14 protein-coding genes and 1 pseudogene are annotated in these 16,906 nt (G+C 44.7%); 1 reads left to right on the top strand and 14 read right to left on the bottom strand.

From position 1 onward, the window contains the following. Nucleotides 1–63 precede the first annotated feature (63 nt). The 7 genes from FBF29_04385 to FBF29_04415 all read right to left on the bottom strand — a co-directional run bounded on the left by FBF29_04385 (nucleotide 64) and on the right by FBF29_04415 (nucleotide 9,017). Nucleotides 64–2,334 (bottom strand): hypothetical protein, encoded by a 2,271-nt coding sequence (locus tag FBF29_04385; GenBank protein QJU07898.1) that lies wholly within the window; start codon nucleotides 2,332–2,334, stop codon nucleotides 64–66. Continuing rightward, entirely contained in the window at nucleotides 2,331–2,969 is a 639-nt protein-coding gene (locus FBF29_04390; GenBank protein QJU07899.1) for an NYN domain-containing protein, read from the bottom strand. The genes FBF29_04385 and FBF29_04390 overlap by 4 nt, the downstream gene beginning before the upstream one ends. After that, entirely contained in the window at nucleotides 2,962–3,483 is a 522-nt protein-coding gene (locus tag FBF29_04395; protein QJU07968.1) for a cell filamentation protein Fic, read from the bottom strand. Before FBF29_04395 ends, FBF29_04390 begins: the two co-directional genes overlap by 8 nt. Continuing rightward, on the bottom strand, nucleotides 3,473–5,059 hold the full coding sequence (locus tag FBF29_04400; GenBank protein QJU07900.1) for a type I restriction-modification system subunit M: 1,587 nt from the start codon (nucleotides 5,057–5,059) through the stop codon (nucleotides 3,473–3,475). Before FBF29_04400 ends, FBF29_04395 begins: the two co-directional genes overlap by 11 nt. A gap of 44 nt (nucleotides 5,060–5,103) precedes the next feature. Next, nucleotides 5,104–5,748 (bottom strand): DNA repair protein RadC, encoded by a 645-nt coding sequence (gene radC / locus FBF29_04405; protein ID QJU07969.1) that lies wholly within the window; start codon nucleotides 5,746–5,748, stop codon nucleotides 5,104–5,106. Nucleotides 5,749–6,263: 515 nt separating this feature from the next. Then, nucleotides 6,264–7,193: a hypothetical protein gene (locus FBF29_04410; GenBank protein ID QJU07901.1), complete on the bottom strand. Its 930-nt coding sequence runs from the start codon at nucleotides 7,191–7,193 to the stop codon at nucleotides 6,264–6,266. A 36-nt stretch (nucleotides 7,194–7,229) separates the two neighbouring features. Further along, the gene (locus FBF29_04415; protein ID QJU07902.1) at nucleotides 7,230–9,017 is read right to left on the bottom strand and encodes a hypothetical protein; all 1,788 of its coding nucleotides are present in this window, start codon (nucleotides 9,015–9,017) and stop codon (nucleotides 7,230–7,232) included. 214 nt (nucleotides 9,018–9,231) lie between these two features. On the opposite strand from FBF29_04415, the pseudogene FBF29_04420 reads away from it, so the two are divergent. Beyond that, nucleotides 9,232–9,441, top strand: a pseudogene (locus FBF29_04420) (type I restriction-modification system subunit M). Nucleotides 9,442–9,925: 484 nt separating this feature from the next. Here the strand turns inward: FBF29_04420 and FBF29_04425 are convergent. The 7 genes from FBF29_04425 to FBF29_04455 all read right to left on the bottom strand — a co-directional run bounded on the left by FBF29_04425 (nucleotide 9,926) and on the right by FBF29_04455 (nucleotide 16,880). Continuing rightward, complete coding sequence (locus tag FBF29_04425) at nucleotides 9,926–10,588, bottom strand: hypothetical protein (GenBank protein QJU07903.1); 663 nt, start codon at nucleotides 10,586–10,588, stop codon at nucleotides 9,926–9,928. Next, nucleotides 10,573–11,316, bottom strand: a complete 744-nt coding sequence (locus FBF29_04430) for an anaerobic ribonucleoside-triphosphate reductase activating protein (GenBank protein QJU07904.1) — start codon at nucleotides 11,314–11,316, stop codon at nucleotides 10,573–10,575. The genes FBF29_04425 and FBF29_04430 overlap by 16 nt, the downstream gene beginning before the upstream one ends. After that, nucleotides 11,264–13,399, bottom strand: coding sequence for a ribonucleoside triphosphate reductase (locus FBF29_04435; protein QJU07905.1), 2,136 nt, complete (start codon nucleotides 13,397–13,399; stop codon nucleotides 11,264–11,266). The genes FBF29_04430 and FBF29_04435 overlap by 53 nt, the downstream gene beginning before the upstream one ends. Before the next feature lie 158 nt (nucleotides 13,400–13,557). Next, complete coding sequence (locus FBF29_04440) at nucleotides 13,558–14,091, bottom strand: uridine kinase (protein ID QJU07906.1); 534 nt, start codon at nucleotides 14,089–14,091, stop codon at nucleotides 13,558–13,560. Further along, a complete protein-coding gene (locus tag FBF29_04445) occupies nucleotides 14,088–15,098 on the bottom strand; it encodes a hypothetical protein (GenBank protein QJU07907.1) in 1,011 nt (336 codons plus the stop codon). Before FBF29_04445 ends, FBF29_04440 begins: the two co-directional genes overlap by 4 nt. 79 nt (nucleotides 15,099–15,177) lie before the next feature. Continuing rightward, nucleotides 15,178–15,957 carry a hypothetical protein gene (locus FBF29_04450; protein ID QJU07908.1) on the bottom strand — a complete coding sequence of 260 codons (780 nt, stop codon included), beginning with the start codon at nucleotides 15,955–15,957 and terminating at the stop codon, nucleotides 15,178–15,180. Further along, a complete protein-coding gene (locus FBF29_04455; protein ID QJU07909.1) occupies nucleotides 15,954–16,880 on the bottom strand; it encodes an ABC transporter ATP-binding protein in 927 nt (308 codons plus the stop codon). Before FBF29_04455 ends, FBF29_04450 begins: the two co-directional genes overlap by 4 nt. Nucleotides 16,881–16,906: the final 26 nt, after the last annotated feature.

Genomic DNA, 16,906 nt, shown 5'->3' on the forward strand with positions numbered 1-16,906 from the left:
TGCCCAATTCTTGAAACCTTACCCCTTCTGGGCACAACTCTTTAATCAAATCGTCAATTTTGCTCATAACTCTCCTAGGGGATTAGTTCTGTGATATATGTCATTAAACATCTTTTTCATCTCCCACGTGCCGACATCAACCAAAGGTTCGTACATAAATGAGTTAATATGTATAGTACCATCAACAATGACCGCAGCTTTATTAAATATTTTTGATAAAGTTTGCTTATTTGGATCCGAGCAGTTGTTACTATAAAGTATCAGTAGCTTACGAGTTAGATCACGCTCTTTGCTTACAGCATTCCTGTAATCTTCTTCTGATATCTTACTGATAATATATCGCTCTATGCACAAGCGCGTACCAATAGCCAGCACTAGATTATCTTTTAGACTAAAACCATCGGATGTGTCAGCTGCTACTTCTTTAGCATGCAGAATAATAGACTCATGGATATTTAAAGACTCATCGAATGGCGTGCCAGTAACTGATATTATGAGCTGTAGGCATTGCTGAATATCTCCTACGGTCACATCACTACTAATGGTATGAAGAGCCTTGGTCAATTCTTTATAGTCGTCGTGAGTTTTGTCATACTGAAACTCAACAATATTTCTAGCAAATGGTATCATTGTCACCCAGGCAGACTTGTATGTGGCGGCATCTTTTTTATAATTTCCAAATACACGAGGATCAAACATTTCTTCAGCACTAAGGTTATTATTCTCATCTGAAATAACTATTCTAAACTGCTCCTCGTTTTTCGGATATAACTTTTCATACACAAGCCTGAAAAAATCAAAATTATGAGTTAGTGAAATAATATATAAGTGACTGTTTTGAGATGCCAGTTCCTGTAGATATTCAAAAAATGCATATTTGTTTCTGTAGTCAAAAGATTCTACGACGTCATCCAGAACTAGCAGAGTATCTACACCGTCCTTGAGCTTCTTTTTTACATCAAAAATTATATTTAACAAATAAAGTGCCTTACGCTCGCCATTACTTAAAACCCTGCCAAGCATACTTAATTGACCTGAGTTATCTGGACGCTCCCTGTATGGCATATTAGGATTGCGTGGATTTCTAAACTTAAACTCAAAGATTGGCGGCACCAAGTCCTCTACTATCGTATCCTTTTTATTTGCAATATTTATCCTATACGGTAGTGAACTAAACCGATCATTAAAAATATCAATGACATCCTTCCACTCTGTATCAGCTTTATCTGCCTTTTCCAAGGCCTCTTCAATCTTTGATTTAGAATCATCATGAACTTTCAGTAGATTCTCAATCTCTTCAATACACCCGCTTAAATAACCAAACCACATATTTTTGTAAAATCGATCCTCATCACCCATAAATAGCAATATGTCTCTGCGTGATTTATCCTCAATAATTCGTCGGGCTTCGCCGTTTGTGCCAACTGAAAAATCTGCTATAAGTTGGTTGAGCGCATCTCTAAGATTGGGATATTTTTCAATGATCCGATCAAGATCTGTTTTGAGATAATTTTCTAACTCTTCTTTACTGTTTATATTCTTTGTCGCTCTATCTTCATTGTCTCTTAATACAACTTCATGTTTTGCATTAAAATACTTTGATTTTTCAAGCGCTTTTATTAATTTACTAGCACTACTTGAATCAAACCCTTCCCTAAAATACGTAGGAGAGGAGCGCATTTCATCGTAAGCTTTTACCAATCTACCAAAAGTCCCGCGATATTTTTCCTTGGTTATAAATTTCCTAAAATTATCGCTGTTAAATACATTTAAGGGTATGTCACAAAACTGTATTTTACCTTGCTTGATTTCAGGAATATTTGCCCTTAATAGTGTAATGACCGCAGGTAACGTAACACTATTCACCTGCTCTTTACTAACAAATCTACGGTAATAGTCTTCAATGATGGCTTCACTATCGTCGCCTTTCGTTTTTGTTACCTCTGAGATTTTGGATTTTAGTTTACCAAACGCTTCAATAACATCTTTCGAAGCCTTAGCATAAACATCCTTAGCTTCCTGATTGGCGACAAGATGCGTAGCGCTTTCAGACAGATACACCCGTCCATCGTAACTCGGATATGAAAGTATGTTTTCTCTTTTTATTCCCGAAACAACACAGCTACCAGGTATTTGATAGATCTCATCAGCAACCGCCTCTTCTTTACTATAATTAGAGAGTGTCTTCGCAAATGATGATTTCATAGTACCATTTTGAGCATATAAACCATAGAAATGACAATAATTTCCGTTCTTGCCATCTTCATAAACAAAGTCATGATTAAAATCAACAATACCATAACCATTTTTTATTTCTATTTGAATACTTTTCATGCCGATTCTTTCTGAAAATAGCTCATGACTTTCTGTGGTGTAATGGTAATAGTCTCATCTGTTGCCGCAGCAACTGCACGATTGATGCTATCCGAAAAACAAATATAGGTTGTTTTACGTTTATGTTTCCTAATTTTATCATAGCTTGGACAGAGGTCGGCGTCAGAGCTAACAGACACAATATCTACATTCTTCGTTTTATATGCTATTTCGAGCATATCTAAAGCCATACGGACATCAACACCCTTCTCCTGCAAAATCTCTTGGGGTTTGTGGCAGTGGTTGCATTCCTTACCCTCCTTCACCTTCAAATTACCAGCTTTGATATAATTAATATTTTGCTGCTTCAACATTGCAACCCAACGACGTGAATTTTCCTTGATTTTATTCACCCGCCCTTGAATCCTTGTGGATGGAGTATAGCCCCTTGGCATCTTAATTTCTGATGCATAGTAATTGATTTCAACGCCGTTAATCCCTAAAACATCCTCGATTAAACCGCGTACGTCTAGTGAAAAGTTTATGTTTTTATCTTCGATAGCATCCTGATTACATAACAATTCAACTACCCTTTGGCGAAAATTTTCACCATCTATAAATACTTTCTTTTGATTACTACGTAGATTTCTAGACATTATGTCCCTCCGCTATAACAAAAAGCCCCGCTGAGGAAAATCCAACACGGGGTGATGCACTTATTATACTAACAAACGTGTATACAAATGTCAATACGAACATATTGATTACACGATCTAGAACTATTATAAAATCGCTCAAAAACTTGAGGCTTTTAATGATATATTCCCGCAAACGATCGGTCGCCCAGATGCGAAACTTCGTAGCGATGCTTGACCTGATGCGGTAGCCAAGCGAGATGATCATGTCGAGGTTATAGTATTCTAATTCACGCTCTACCTGACGATCACCCTCAGTTCGAACTGTTCGGAATTTCCGAACAGTTGCTGCAGGATCAAGTTCGCCCTCGTCAAAAATATTTTTTATATGCTCACTAACATTCGCTTTACTTGACTGATACAAATCAACCAGCTGCGCTTGCGTCAGCCAAACCGTCTCGTCCTGAAACCGGACATCAACTTGCGGTTTACCGTTATCGTCAACGTAGACAATGACATTGCCGTTATCTCGCATCATCATTATCTCTTTCAAGGTCCGCAACTATCGCATCGATCTCTGTGCGCAACTCCGACTGGCGAGCTACGATCTTTGCAATGTCAGCATTGAGCTCAGTAATATTAATCACTTCTTGTGTATCTTCTGCCTCAACATACGAACTCACTGATAGATTATAGTCATTGGCGGCGACATCTTCATAAGCAGCAACTTTCGCAAAGTAGTCGATATTTTGCCGATTCGTAAAACTATCCAATATTTTTTGCCTGTTTTCCTCGCTCAGCTTATTCTTATTGCCTTTTCGCACAAACTCAGCACTAGCATCGATAAACAATACGTCATTTGTCACCCGGCTCTTTTTCAAAACAAGGATACAAGTGCTAATCGTCGTACCGAAGAACAGGTCTGGTGGCAGTTGGATAACGGCATCAACATAATTACTCTCTACCAAATATTTACGGATTTTTGCCTCAGCACCGCCGCGATATAGTGCGCCAGGAAACTCAACAATCGCTGCCGTACCGCTCTCGCTGAGCCAGCTCAACATATGCATCGTGAATGCCAAATCAGCTTTACTGCGCGGCGCCAACACTCCAGCTGGGCTAAAGCGAGGATCGTTGATGAGCGTCGGATTACTGTCGCCGTCCCATTTGATACTATATGGCGGATTCGAGACAATCGCATCAAACGGCTCGTCATCCCAGTGTTTCGGATCTTTCAGCGTATCACCATGCGCAATATTAAACTTTTCATAATTAATGTCATGCAGGAACATGTTGATACGGCAAAGATTATACGTAGTAATGTTAATCTCTTGCCCGTAAAAGCCTTGCCTGACATTATCCTTACCCAGAACTTTCGCAAACTTTAGCAGTAGCGAACCGGAGCCTGCTGCCGGGTCATACACTTTATTCACCGATGTCTTGCCGACAACAGTAATTTTTGCCAAAAGTTCACTCACTTCTTGCGGCGTAAAGAACTCACCACCAGATTTACCAGCATTATCAGCATACATGGTCATCAGATACTCGTATGCGTCGCCAAAAGCGTCAATCGTATTATCCTCAAACTTACCAAGCTCTAATTCACCGATGGCGTTCATCAATTTCACCAATCGCTCATTGCGCCTGGTGACGGTCGGACCAAGTTTATTGCTATTGACGTCCAAGTCGTCAAACAACCCGCGAAAATCATCCTCACTATCAAAACCTTTAGCTGATTGCTCAATGTTACGGAATATTTTACTGAGCGTCTCGTTCAAATTTTCGTCATTTTTGGCGCGCTTACGGACATTTTCAAACAGTTCGCTTGGTAAAATATAAAATCCTTTGTCGTTTACCGTATCCTCACGACCAAACTCCGCCTGATCATCGCTCAGTTCAGCATAATTAAAATCAGCCACGCCAGTTTTGCGCTCTTCGGCATTTATATAATTAGCTAAATTCTCCGATATAAACCGATAGAATAAGAAACCTAGCACATACGCCTTAAAGTCCCAACCATCGACCGATCCGCGTAATTCGTTAGCAATTTTCCAAATAGTATTGTGAAGCTTAGTACGTTCTTGTTCTTTAAAATTATCCCCCGATGTCATGGGAATATTATACTATGCTTGATAGAGGTTTTATATCAATAAAATCAAATTATGCTTTGAAAATGATCTTTCGTGATAATTATATGATCAACCAAACTAATCCCCAACAATTCACCTGCCTGCCGCAAACGGTTTGTTACTTCTCTATCAGCCTGACTGGCCTCCAAGCTCCCGCTCGGATGATTATGCGCCACGATGATGCTGGCGGCGCGGTCGGCGATGGCGTCGGCGAAGACCTCGCGCGGGTGCACCAGGCTGGCGGTCAGCGTGCCGATGGTCACCACCCGCTTGGCAATCAGGCGATTCGCACCGTCCAGCGTCAAGCAGACAAAGTATTCCTGCTTTTTGTTGCGAATGTCGGCCAGTAGCTCGACGGCCTTTTCTGGGCTGTCAATAATTGGCTGGTCGCTGTCCAGCAAATACCGTCGCGCCAGCTCCAAGCTCGCCAGAATCACCGGGATTTTCGCTTCGCCCAAGCCAACCACGCTGCGTAGATCATCGTACGAAACATCACCGCCTTTTTGACGCAAAATTTTCAGCACCTCGCGCGCAATTTTACCAACATCCGCCTGCTTATTGCCGCTACCAATAATCGCCATCAACAATTCCAAGTCGCTCAGCCGCGCCGTACCGTAACGCGCTAGTTTCTCACGGGGACGGTCGTTGGGATGACGATCCTGTACTTTCATCATATATCCCGTGCTTTTATTATCCTCACTATACCAACCATATATAGAAATAGTTGCTCATAACATACCTGATGAGCACGCACGATTTTCCACCACGATCGTCCGTAACATAAACTTATCGTCTGAATTATCTGGTCATAAGCACAACAACTCACAATACGCTCTTCAAATGCCTCTTTAGCTATCAACAGCAGCGAGTTGACTTTCATATACTTATTGTAACAGACTAGACTAAAAGAGCAGCGACATTTAGCACAACAAATTAGATGGCTTCGTTGTTACCTATTCACTATATAATAGTAATATGACATAGCCATTTAGATTTTATATATCATAACTCACAAGCAAAATTGCAATTTACACTTAATCTTCTCATACACTCCAGACAAATCCATACCGATACTACAGCGTATTTCGCAGAATCATACTATCACTAACAGTTCATCATTTTGTTCTTTGAATAAAATATAAACAACCTAATGTCCACAAAACCTTAAAATTTCACATCAATCATGCTATTCTAGTCTCTCAAGCCTATCTCTATTCTTTGTCTTTCTGGTACGAAAATTCCTAGAATCTAACAATATCTCATTACCACGCTTATCAAGCCAAACCTCTAGGTAGGATCGTATATTGAGTATACTCTCAACGATATTCTCATTCACAGCCGCACTTCCCATCATAGGAGTTGTAAGTGATACTTTATATTTACCGTGTTTTATGTCATTAAATCCAATAACCATCGCCGTGTTTTCGATTTTCATTTTTCGCATCAACAAAAACCTTTCCTCAAATTTTGTACTTGGATCAATATTTCTGCCTTGAATAGTAAATAGCTTAGCGTCCTCTTTGTCGGCAACCCTAAAGAACTTTGGATCGGTAAGATAGTCTAAGTTTCTGAGTTCTCTGACTATTTTCACAAATATATTTCTCTCTTCAACAGACAGATTATCATAGATTAATTCACTTGCTATCATGTCCATAAATCGGTCTTCTATACACCCCCAGTCCGTAGCAAGATAAAAAACCAGCGGATGATAATCCTGAAGGGATTTCATCGCTTTACTCTTCGTAATCTTTAATAGCTCGCATACTCGAGACGTATTTGCATCTTCCTTCATAATCAGAGGAGCAAGACTCTTTAATAAAGTAACGATTTCACGATCTACATTCATCTTTACATATTCAGATATATCCTTATTGCGAGAATGATCAATTTTATTTTTTACCACCTCATAAGAATAGAGAATTATAGGTATCGATAGGAGGCTTGCACTCAAATCTAACAGTAAATCAGATAGCTTCTTAAGCACTATAACGTCATCCATCATAAAAGAGGTCAAAAATAATACTACACCCAACGCGACCGCCAATATATACGGAATGTTTGCCGATACTTTTACCAACCACCTTACGATATTTTTTATCATTTCTTTCATGTTCATATTTATAATATAAATCTTGTTGGTATACTACGACATCTACCACAGACTAAGTCTACTTTCCCGCCTGCTGCAGGCCACATAAACTGCTACTGTACCAACTAATTTTGTCAACCACGAAGCAATACTAGTGCTGCTACCCTTTGAGATTTTATTATTTTCTGGATTGAGCCGGCTGTCGTCTGGCCATAGGCCAGAGGATTGACGGCTTTTTACGACCAAAACATTGTCACTCACGGCACTCGTTTCGTTATTATAACCGTAACCGTCAACCGCGCCGGTAACCGCCAAATCATCCTGTTCGTCCAATTCAGATTCTACTGCCTCAGATACTTCAGTAGCAGCAAGTCCTTCTTGCGTTTCAGGTAAATCAATAGATGGCTCTACATCGCTGGTATCCGTAATTATAGTTTCAACTTCATCATCCGCACGCGGTAAAGCGCTTTTTTCCGATGCTTCCATAGCTATACTGTCATGTTCCTCGCGAGGCATGATACGCTCCTCTGAAATTTCCACTGCTAGCTCGTCCAGCTCAACATCACGTATTAGTTCAATAGCCGGCGAGATAGGAATAGCTATATGCTCTACTGGCTCATAATCATTGGTGATTTCAGGAACTGATGATGTCTTGAAGTTGTCCAACTGCTCCACGGAATCCATATCAATACCAATCTCGTCGTCTAAGGAGAGTTTCAAATCATCGGCTTCTTCACGCACTATAATAGCTTCCATCGGCGCGACCGTCACCGCTTCAGCCCAAGTTAGTTCTGGCTCTACCCCCGGCAAATCCTGCTTCACAAAAAATACCTCTTCCTCAGCCCAAATCTTATCTTCACTGCGACCGATGTCCGCGGTGGTGTCATAGCAATCAAGTTGCCTAAAGACAGGAATTTGCGGCTCGCTCGCATCCGTATCAACCGCTAATTCATCACCCAATTCCTGCGACAGATCAACGGCAAGTTGAGCGCCATTTCTATCAACTGCTGTGTGTTTATCTGGTAGATTCGACGCAATGTCTATCATTTCTACAGATGCCGCCATATCAGTTTTATTTGTTGTATTTACCACATCATTCGCTACGAATACATCTGTTTCTACATCATCAATCTTCGGCTGTACCAAATTACTGTCAAAGTTGGCACGGTCGCCGATAATCAAAGAGTTCTCGCTACTTTCGACAAGCATCTGCTCCTGTGACAATATAGCTTGCAGTGTTCTGCCAGATTGACTAATAGAATAACTGTCTGGCGATTGGTACGTCTCGTTTTTATCGTATTCCGCCGGCACGCTAGCTGCGACCGTTCGCTCCTGAGATAGCGGCACATCATCTACGTCCGGCGTCAAGTTACCGGGCTGTTCATTATTGGCGCCGTCAAGAGTTTGGATAGAGTCATCATAATCTGCCGCCATGCCAAGTTTAGCTTCACGAGGCTGCGTATTTTGTAGCGGCTTTACATTAGAACCATCAATTGATCCTGACGGCAGCTTATCTATCCCTGTTGCATCAAATTGCGCCGCCAACCGCTGTTCAGAAGCTGACGTGAAGCTGCTTGCTGCCGTTTGTCTCGGTTCAGAATCAGACAGTTTTGGCGCTGCCGCAACAACGTTATTTTCTTTCGGATGTTCAATTGATGATGGTTTTATGTCAGACACTGCAGCAGCATCATCGCCGTCATATGTATTTTCCACAACACTAGCAGTGTCCTTATCGTCGCTAGCCGTATGATAAGCTGTTTCATTTTTCAGCGAATTGCGATTCTCATCACCAGTTTGAGTATCCTCGCTTACCGCTGGCGATGACGGCACAGTTCTCGTTTTCGTTTGCATCAGTATATCTGAAGATTCAGATGCCAGCTGCTCATTTTCTTTGTCTACCGTATCAGAGACAATAACAGAAGTCTGCTGCTTTATTTCTATTGACGGACGACTTTCCTCTGTTGGCTCGGTAAAATGTTCCTCGCCAGATATATCGCTGAGCACGTTCCTAGTACTTTCTGACAGAGCTTCCCCGACATCTTTAATATCGTCAGCGATAGTTTCTGGAGCCATTTTTAATCCAAAGAATGGCGTTTCTGCTGCTTCAGTATCCACATCCTCGCCCGAAACTTCGACCGGCTCGTTAGTTGAAGTTTTGGTTTCTCGTTCCTGCTGCACAATTTGCTCAGTCGGCTCATCTGTCTTAGTTGTTAAATCTATAGGCTTCGTCTCTGCTGCCGCTGGCTCAGGTACTTTTTTAATAATAGACTCTTGATAATCGATAGGCTCTGAATATCCCGCCATCACCAATTCCCCGCGTCCACTTTCATCCAAACTATCGAAGTCATCTGGAGCTAATAATCTCTCCAGATAGCTTTCTTTTGGTGTCATTTCCATTAAATTAGGAACCGCCTCTTCACCCGCAGAATTCATATCAGTAGATATATTCTCCTGTCTTTCCGACTCCCGCTTCATGGCTAACGCCTGAGGTTTTACACACTGGCTAAGATATGGACAACCAACACATGTCACACATGCCGTTTGACCAATTGACGCCGATACTTCCTCAGTAGAAGGTAGTTCTTCTTCACCACTAGCGACCGCCACCAAATCAAACTGCTCAACATTATCAGCCACCGTTTCGCCAACACCAGACGAAAAATCCTCACCAATAGCACCATCTCGCAACGACGAAAACACATCGAAATTATCACCATTAGCTCCTGTCGGTGATAATTCTACTGTAGTCATCGCCCCAATCATTGCTCAAAAAATGTCTCCGTTGAAATGTGTGATTCATCGATGCCAGCGGCGGTTAGTTTTTGCCAAACATCACGCACAAACGGTAAGCTGCCACAAACCAGAAAGTGCGCCTCACTTGGCACCTCACTCACAATGTTCGCCACCTCAAACCGCCCATTATGCCAGCCGTCTCGTTCCTCAACCTGCTGACGCGTGCTAAACTTTTTGACCGTAATATTCGACGCTGCTAACTCCTCCGAGAACACCATATATTCCGGCGATTTTTGACTCAAATAGAGAAAAGTTGGCTGCTTGGCGTCCGCCAAGATACTCCAAATCGGGCTGAGTCCGCACCCCGCCGCGATGCCAACCAATGGTCGCTCGGTTTGCGGGTTGAAATCGCCGTACGCCTGGCTAATGTGCAGCGTATCGCCAACCTGGCGCGAACACAAATAGCTCGAGAATTCACCGCCAACATTTTTCACGGTAATCGACATCAATTCCTCGTGCGGGCGCGAAGAAATACTATAGGCCTTGCCTTCGCGCACCTGACTACCCGCAATGAACACTGTGATGTATTGCCCCGCCATAAAGTCGAATGGCCGCACAACATACAGCGTCGTCACCTCGGGGTTTTCCTGGCGCACGCGCACAATTTCGACAGTTAGTGAATCACGCATTCTTCGACATACCTTTCCATTATTTTTTGGGCGGCCCTAAATTCTTCGTCAGTGAACGTGTGATAGTTGGCAAACTTCGGACTAATGGTGGTGCCGGTGCGAAAATGCTGCAAAGCGAATCGCTTGGCGCCTCTAACCAGCTCGCCAATCTTTTCAAAATCCGCTACCTCCAGCTGCTCACGAACGATTGTCGTTCGAAATTCATGGCCAATTCCCGAATCAATCATCAGCCGCACGTTATCCTTGATCGCCTCCAGATCAATCGGCCGCGCCGCAATCTCCACGTATTTTTCCAGCGGCCCCTTAACGTCCATGGCGATGAAGTCAATCGTCCCCTCCTCGACCATACCGCGCACCATGTCAGGATGCGTGCCGTTGGTGTCTAGTTTGACATCAAAACCCAGCTTTTTAATCATCCGGCAAAGCACGGGCAGATCTTCGTTAACCGTCGGCTCGCCGCCAGAAATCACCACGCCGTCTAGCCGGCCAATACGCGATTTTAAGAATATCATCGCCTCTTCAACTGGGATACTCGGCGCTAACCGCTCAGGTAGTACCAGTTCAGGATTATGGCAATAGCCACAACGCATATTGCAACCCGACAGAAACAGCGCTGCCGCCACGTGCCCCGGATAGTCAACCAGCGACAGCTTCTGAATCCCGCCGATCGACACCTTAAGCTGGGACAGCGACGGCGCTAGCTCGCTGGTGTTCGGCGGCATCGTCATAATGCTCCCTCATGTCAAATTCAGCTTGCTTACCGTTATTCCACTGGGAAACTGGGCGCAAGAAACCAACCACCCGCGAGTAGACCTCAGTACTTTCGCCGCAATTCGGACAAGCCGGATGTTCGCCGACGATATAGCCGTGGTTAGCACAGATTGAGAAACTTGGCGTAAAGGTAAAGTACGGCAATCTATAATTTTCGCAAATCGTTTTAACCAGTTTCTTCAGCGTCTGTGGATCATCCATACGCTCGCCTAGGAAGAAGTGAATCACCGTGCCGCCCGTGTATTTGGTTTGCAAATTATCCTGCAAATCCATCAGCTCAAACAAATCATCGGTGTAATTGACTGGCAAGTGGCTGGAGTTAGTGTAGAACGGATGTTTGACTGCCGCACCCAGGCCATTAGCAAAGTGTGCTCGATCAGGGAAGCTGGCTTTGTCAATTTGCGCTAAGCGGTAAGTCGTACCCTCAGCTGGCGTTGCTTCCAAATTGTAATTATTGCCAGTTTCTTTCTGGTATTCGACCAGCCGATCGCGCATAAAATCAAGAGTTTTCTCGGCGAACGCCTTGCCCTTTTCGGTACCAATGTCGACGCCCAGCAAATTCAGCGCTGCCTCATTCGTACCGATCAAGCCAATCGTCGAGAAGTGATTCTTCCAATACTCATTGAAGCGCTTTTTAATATCGCGCAGGTAAAACTTGGTGTACGGATACAGGCTGATGTCCGAATCGGTCAGCTGCTCCAGCACCTTGCGTTTGGTCTCCAGGCTGTCGCGCGCCATATCCATGAGTTCGCCCAGACCCTTGAAAAATTCTTTCTCGTTCTTTGATTTCAGCGCTAGGCGCGGCAGGTTAATCGTCACCACGCCAATTGAACCGGTCATCGGATTCGAACCAAACAGACCGCCGCCGCGATACTCCAGCTGGCGATTATCGATGCGCAAGCGACAGCACATCGAGCGCGCATCTTCTGGATCCATGTCGGAATTGATGAAGTTTGAGAAGTACGGAATGCCGTACTTGGCGCTGGCTTCCCAAAGATTTTCAATGACCGGATTATCCCAGTTGAAATCTTTAGTGATATTGACCGTCGGAATCGGGAAGGTGAAGACGCGGCCGTTGGCGTCGCCTTCAGACAATACCTCAAGCAATGCTTTATTAAGCATGTTCATCTCTTCCTGGTAATCGCCGTAGTTAGTATCCTGCATCTCGCCGCCGATGATCACCGGATTGCCGGCCATGTGCTTTGGACATTCTAGATCAAGCGTGATGTTGGTAAACGGCGTCTGGAAACCAACCCTAGTTGGTACGTTAACGTTAAAGACAAATTCTTGCAATGCCTGTTTAACCTCGTCATAGCTCAGCTTGTCAGCGCGAATGAACGGCGCCAAGAGTGTATCAAAGTCAGAGAATGCCTGAGCGCCAGCCGCCTCGCCCTGCAGAGTGTAGAAGAAATTGACCACCTGCCCAAGAGCCGAGCGGAAATGCTTAGCCGGTTTGGAGGCAACCTTGTTTTTAACACCGGTGAAACCTTGGCGCAGCAAATCCATCAGATCCCAGCCAACACAGTAAACACTCAGCAAATTGAGGTCGTGAATATGCAAATCACCCTCTTTATGCGCCCGGCCGATTTTTGGCGAATAAATCTTATCCAGCCAGTAGGTCTTGGTAATTTCCGCCGAAACGTAGTTATTCAGGCCCTGCAAACTATAGCCCATGTTGGAATTTTCTTTGACTTTCCAGTCTAGATTGTTAACGTATTTATCGATCAAATCGACGTGCGCGCTGGATGTAATTTCACGCAGCTTTTTGTGCTGGTCGCGGTAGATAATGTAGGCCTTGGCGGTTTTCTTGAACTTGGAATCAATCAAGACATCCTCAACGACATCCTGGATATCCTCGACACCCGGCAAGCGTTTTGGGTTGCGGGTTTCTAGTACCGCCAGTACCTTATCGGTCAATTTGACGGCCTGCTTGGCATCAAATTCGCCAGTCTCCAGGCCCGCCTTCTCGATGGCTTTTTCGATTTTTTTACGGTCAAATTTGACAGTCCGACCGTCGCGTTTTTTGATTGATTTGTACATACCCCTCCTTATTATGGTAATAGCAAACCAGCCCCAACCTCCCCGAGGGGCTTGTGTTGCAAAAAACATTATTTATTTTCTAAAACACTATATGTAGTGCTTAATATAGAATATACACGCGATATATAGCGTTTGTCAACGAAAATACATTGTATTATTTACATGCGAGATGCGGAAGTATTTGTTCCCTCTGATAATGCTAAGACGTCGCGGTGAATCATATCAACAATTTCGGCCTGAGTCAGCTGTTCGCCAATTCGCTGCTCGCCCGGTACATTCAAAATATCTTGATCTTTCCACCACTGGCGCATCTTCGATTCACCAAATTCATGAGCATTTGGCTTGGTAGCGTGGCGGCGCACCGTTTCCTCAAACGATATGTCAAAATAGTAAATCAACTTTTCGCCCTGAAAATCATTCAGCAGCCGATGCAGCATCGCGCCGTATTTTTTACTACTCAAAATACCTTCCAAAATCACCGTATAACCAACGTTATTGCCGTACATGCATAGATCATACATCAGTTGAATTGCCGGGTTGCTTTCACTGTCTTTCACGCGAAGCATCTCCCGCCGCACCACATCCTGCGACACCAGCATCGTGCCGTAGCCTAGTTGACGCTGGAGTAGGCGCGCCGTGCTGGTTTTACCACAGCCAGAATTACCGCGGAGAATGATAAGTGAGGTCGTCACGTGCGCTCCAGTAAATCATAAGCGGTGGCCGCTGACAGCGCCTGCATTTGGCGAAGAGTATCGCCCGGCTGGAGCGGCGGCTTGAGGCTACGGATAAGATAAAAGCCAACAAATGCCGCTAACATCTCCGCATTGAGTTCGTCTAGCCATGGTGTTACATCCTGACCATGGCGCGCCATATCAACCAGAAATTCCGTCGCCCCAGACCCCTGAGGCGCATAGGAAGCCCAATTCCAATCGACCAATTTCAGCTCACCAGTTTGCGGATGAAACGCCAAGTTATCACTGCGTACATCGGAATGATTAAAACAATCCTCTGGCTGTTTGGCGAATTGTTTAGCACGTACCGAAATATCGACTAATCCATCATTCCTATTCAGTAACTCCATCATCTTCTGGCAGCGCTGCTGGTTGACTTCTGATTGTTCTGGCAATAATATTCGGTAATTATCAATCAACTGACGGTGAATATCAGCCTCAGTAATAATTCGATCAATGCCGTCATCCAAGCCAAGCTCCGCCGCTACAAATGGTTGCAGCTGCAGTTCCTCAATCACCTCGTATGGTAACTCTGTTTGTTCCAGCTCGCGAGTTGCCGCTACCACCGCTAAAATATATCGTTTCACCACAAATTTTTCCGCTGGCGGCTGCCATAGCCAGCCGTCGGCTGACGCATAACTGGTTGTCATCAGCACATGTCCATCACCAGCCAGCATAGTCCAATCGGCCACATATTGCGGGTGAAGTTTCTGCAATAACCGCGTCACTTCATAATCTTTTTTCAGCCAAGCTAATTCCCGCTCGCCGTCGTCCGGCAGTAAATCGACATCAACCTCTTTGACAAAAATTGTCTTATCGCCCGCCGACACCAAGGCGCGGCGATTACGCGAAAAACCGCCGCTCACCGAGGTAATTTGTAAATCAGATACATCGACACCGAGCTCCGTTGCAGCACACTGCAATGATCTGTCGGTCAGCAACTTATCAGGGCGAGGCAAGGTTTCCATATGGAAATTATAACATTTACCATATACCTGTTCTATTGCGCCATATAATCAAACAGATCTATGTCAGTCATATAACGAATTACACTCCCGTATCTCGCCGATAAAAGCCAATCGCTGCCACGCCAAGCGCCGCTAAGCTCACAAAGATTAAGACTACCAATTTTCCTAGGTCCAATCCGTCCATCAAACTGCCCGGAATGTTGTAGTAATGGATCAGCGACCAAACGTCGTAAGCTTTCCAGCTTTCAATCAATTTAGCAGTAATCGACAGGGCGTACATTGCTAGAAAAAGCAGGCTGCCAACGCCAATAGCCAGCCCGCGCCGGCCCGTCACCGCCTGGGTGACAAAGGTGAGACTACCAAAACTAAGGCCCAAAAGCCACAAGCTCACACAGGCCCCGGCAACGTGAGTGAGGTTTGGATGAAAGTCGAACAGCGGACCAATGAGCGCAATCGTCATGCACAACAACATCGGAGGAATCACCAATAACCCCGCCATCGCCGCATATTTTTGCAGTACAATCATCACGCGAGTCCGTCGACTAGCGAGGAGTAACTCCAATGTCCCTAAATCCTCTTCCCGACCAATTACCCCAGCACCCAAAATAATCGCCGTAATCACCACGCCGACCATCGCCACCAGTGGAAACAGCTCAATACTCAGCCAGCCTTCTGGCGTGGTGCCAATCGCCAAATCGCCAACCACCGCTTTCATACCAGCCGGCATCATGTCGATGAACGGGCTTAGCTGATCGCTAAATTTATTGAACAACGCTGAAAACAATACTGCCACAACGCTAATTCCAACGCCCAAAAACAGCGGCAATTTGTAATTTTGCCGCACCGTCTGCCGCATCATCGCTTTGCCTCCTCGCCTTCATAATACCGCATGAATAGTTCTTCTAATTCTAGTTCTGATTCGCGCAGGACTTTTGGTTTATGTTCGGCGATGAATGAAACAAACTCTGCCGCGTCACCTTTGACGGTGAATTCGTATTCGTCGCCGCGACGTTGAACGTCGGTGATGGACGGTAGTTTTTTGGCTGCCGTTAGAAGCGGTTTTTTAGCAAAGGTCACAATGTAGCGGTGTGTTGACAGGTGCTTTATGGTCGCGATGTGTTCAATGGCGATCAATTTTCCATCGCGAATAAAGCCAACACGGTGACAAATCTTTTGCACTTCAGCCAGGTCGTGACTGCTGACAAACACCGTGGCACCTTGCTCGGAAACTTCGTGCACCAAATCGTAAAATACCTGCTTCATCAGCGGATCTAGCCCGCTGGTCGGCTCATCCAAAATCAGCAGTTTCGGGCGGTGCATAAAAGCTTGAATCAGACCAATTTTCTGACGATTACCCTTGGAAAGCTGACGAATTGGTCGATCTAGCACCGCCTCAAAACGCTTAGCTAGTTCATCAACATAGTACCAATCAACCTTTCGACCTGTCCGCGCCAAAAACTTCAGCAATTTCCGACCAGTCATAGTTTCATACAGCGCGATGTCGCCCGCTAGATACCCAACCTGATCATGAAGGGCCGTTCGCTCCTCAACGCTCTGTCCGCCCAGCAACTCTACCCAGCCATCCGTCGGCCTCAAGAAATCCATCACCGACCGAATCGTCGTGCTTTTACCCGCACCATTCGGCCCAAGAAAACCAAATACCTCGCCTTCGCGTAGCTCCAGCGACACATTGTCGACTGCCAGTTTATGACCAAAGCGCTTGGTCAGCCCGTGTAACATCAGCGGTGAAGTATCATCCATAACGACTCCTTTTATAGTCATTATTTTCTATGGTTTCAGTATATTAT

The organism is Candidatus Saccharibacteria bacterium oral taxon 488 (assembly GCA_013099015.1).
Lineage (GTDB): Bacteria > Patescibacteriota > Saccharimonadia > Saccharimonadales > Saccharimonadaceae > Nanosynbacter.

Excerpts from the sequence above, each read along its gene's own strand:
- FBF29_04385 (QJU07898.1), bottom strand. The coding sequence starts at position 2,334 with ATGAAAAGTATTCAAATAGAAATAAAAAATGGTTATGGTATTGTTGAT.
- FBF29_04390 (QJU07899.1), bottom strand. The coding sequence starts at position 2,969 with ATGTCTAGAAATCTACGTAGTAATCAAAAGAAAGTATTTATAGATGGT.
- FBF29_04395 (QJU07968.1), bottom strand. The coding sequence starts at position 3,483 with ATGCGAGATAACGGCAATGTCATTGTCTACGTTGACGATAACGGTAAA.
- FBF29_04400 (QJU07900.1), bottom strand. The coding sequence starts at position 5,059 with ATGACATCGGGGGATAATTTTAAAGAACAAGAACGTACTAAGCTTCAC.
- radC (QJU07969.1), bottom strand. The coding sequence starts at position 5,748 with ATGAAAGTACAGGATCGTCATCCCAACGACCGTCCCCGTGAGAAACTA.
- FBF29_04410 (QJU07901.1), bottom strand. The coding sequence starts at position 7,193 with ATGAACATGAAAGAAATGATAAAAAATATCGTAAGGTGGTTGGTAAAA.
- FBF29_04415 (QJU07902.1), bottom strand. The coding sequence starts at position 9,017 with ATGCAAACGAAAACGAGAACTGTGCCGTCATCGCCAGCGGTAAGCGAG.
- FBF29_04425 (QJU07903.1), bottom strand. The coding sequence starts at position 10,588 with ATGCGTGATTCACTAACTGTCGAAATTGTGCGCGTGCGCCAGGAAAAC.
- FBF29_04430 (QJU07904.1), bottom strand. The coding sequence starts at position 11,316 with ATGACGATGCCGCCGAACACCAGCGAGCTAGCGCCGTCGCTGTCCCAG.
- FBF29_04435 (QJU07905.1), bottom strand. The coding sequence starts at position 13,399 with ATGTACAAATCAATCAAAAAACGCGACGGTCGGACTGTCAAATTTGAC.
- FBF29_04445 (QJU07907.1), bottom strand. The coding sequence starts at position 15,098 with ATGGAAACCTTGCCTCGCCCTGATAAGTTGCTGACCGACAGATCATTG.
- FBF29_04450 (QJU07908.1), bottom strand. The coding sequence starts at position 15,957 with ATGATGCGGCAGACGGTGCGGCAAAATTACAAATTGCCGCTGTTTTTG.
- FBF29_04455 (QJU07909.1), bottom strand. The coding sequence starts at position 16,880 with ATGACTATAAAAGGAGTCGTTATGGATGATACTTCACCGCTGATGTTA.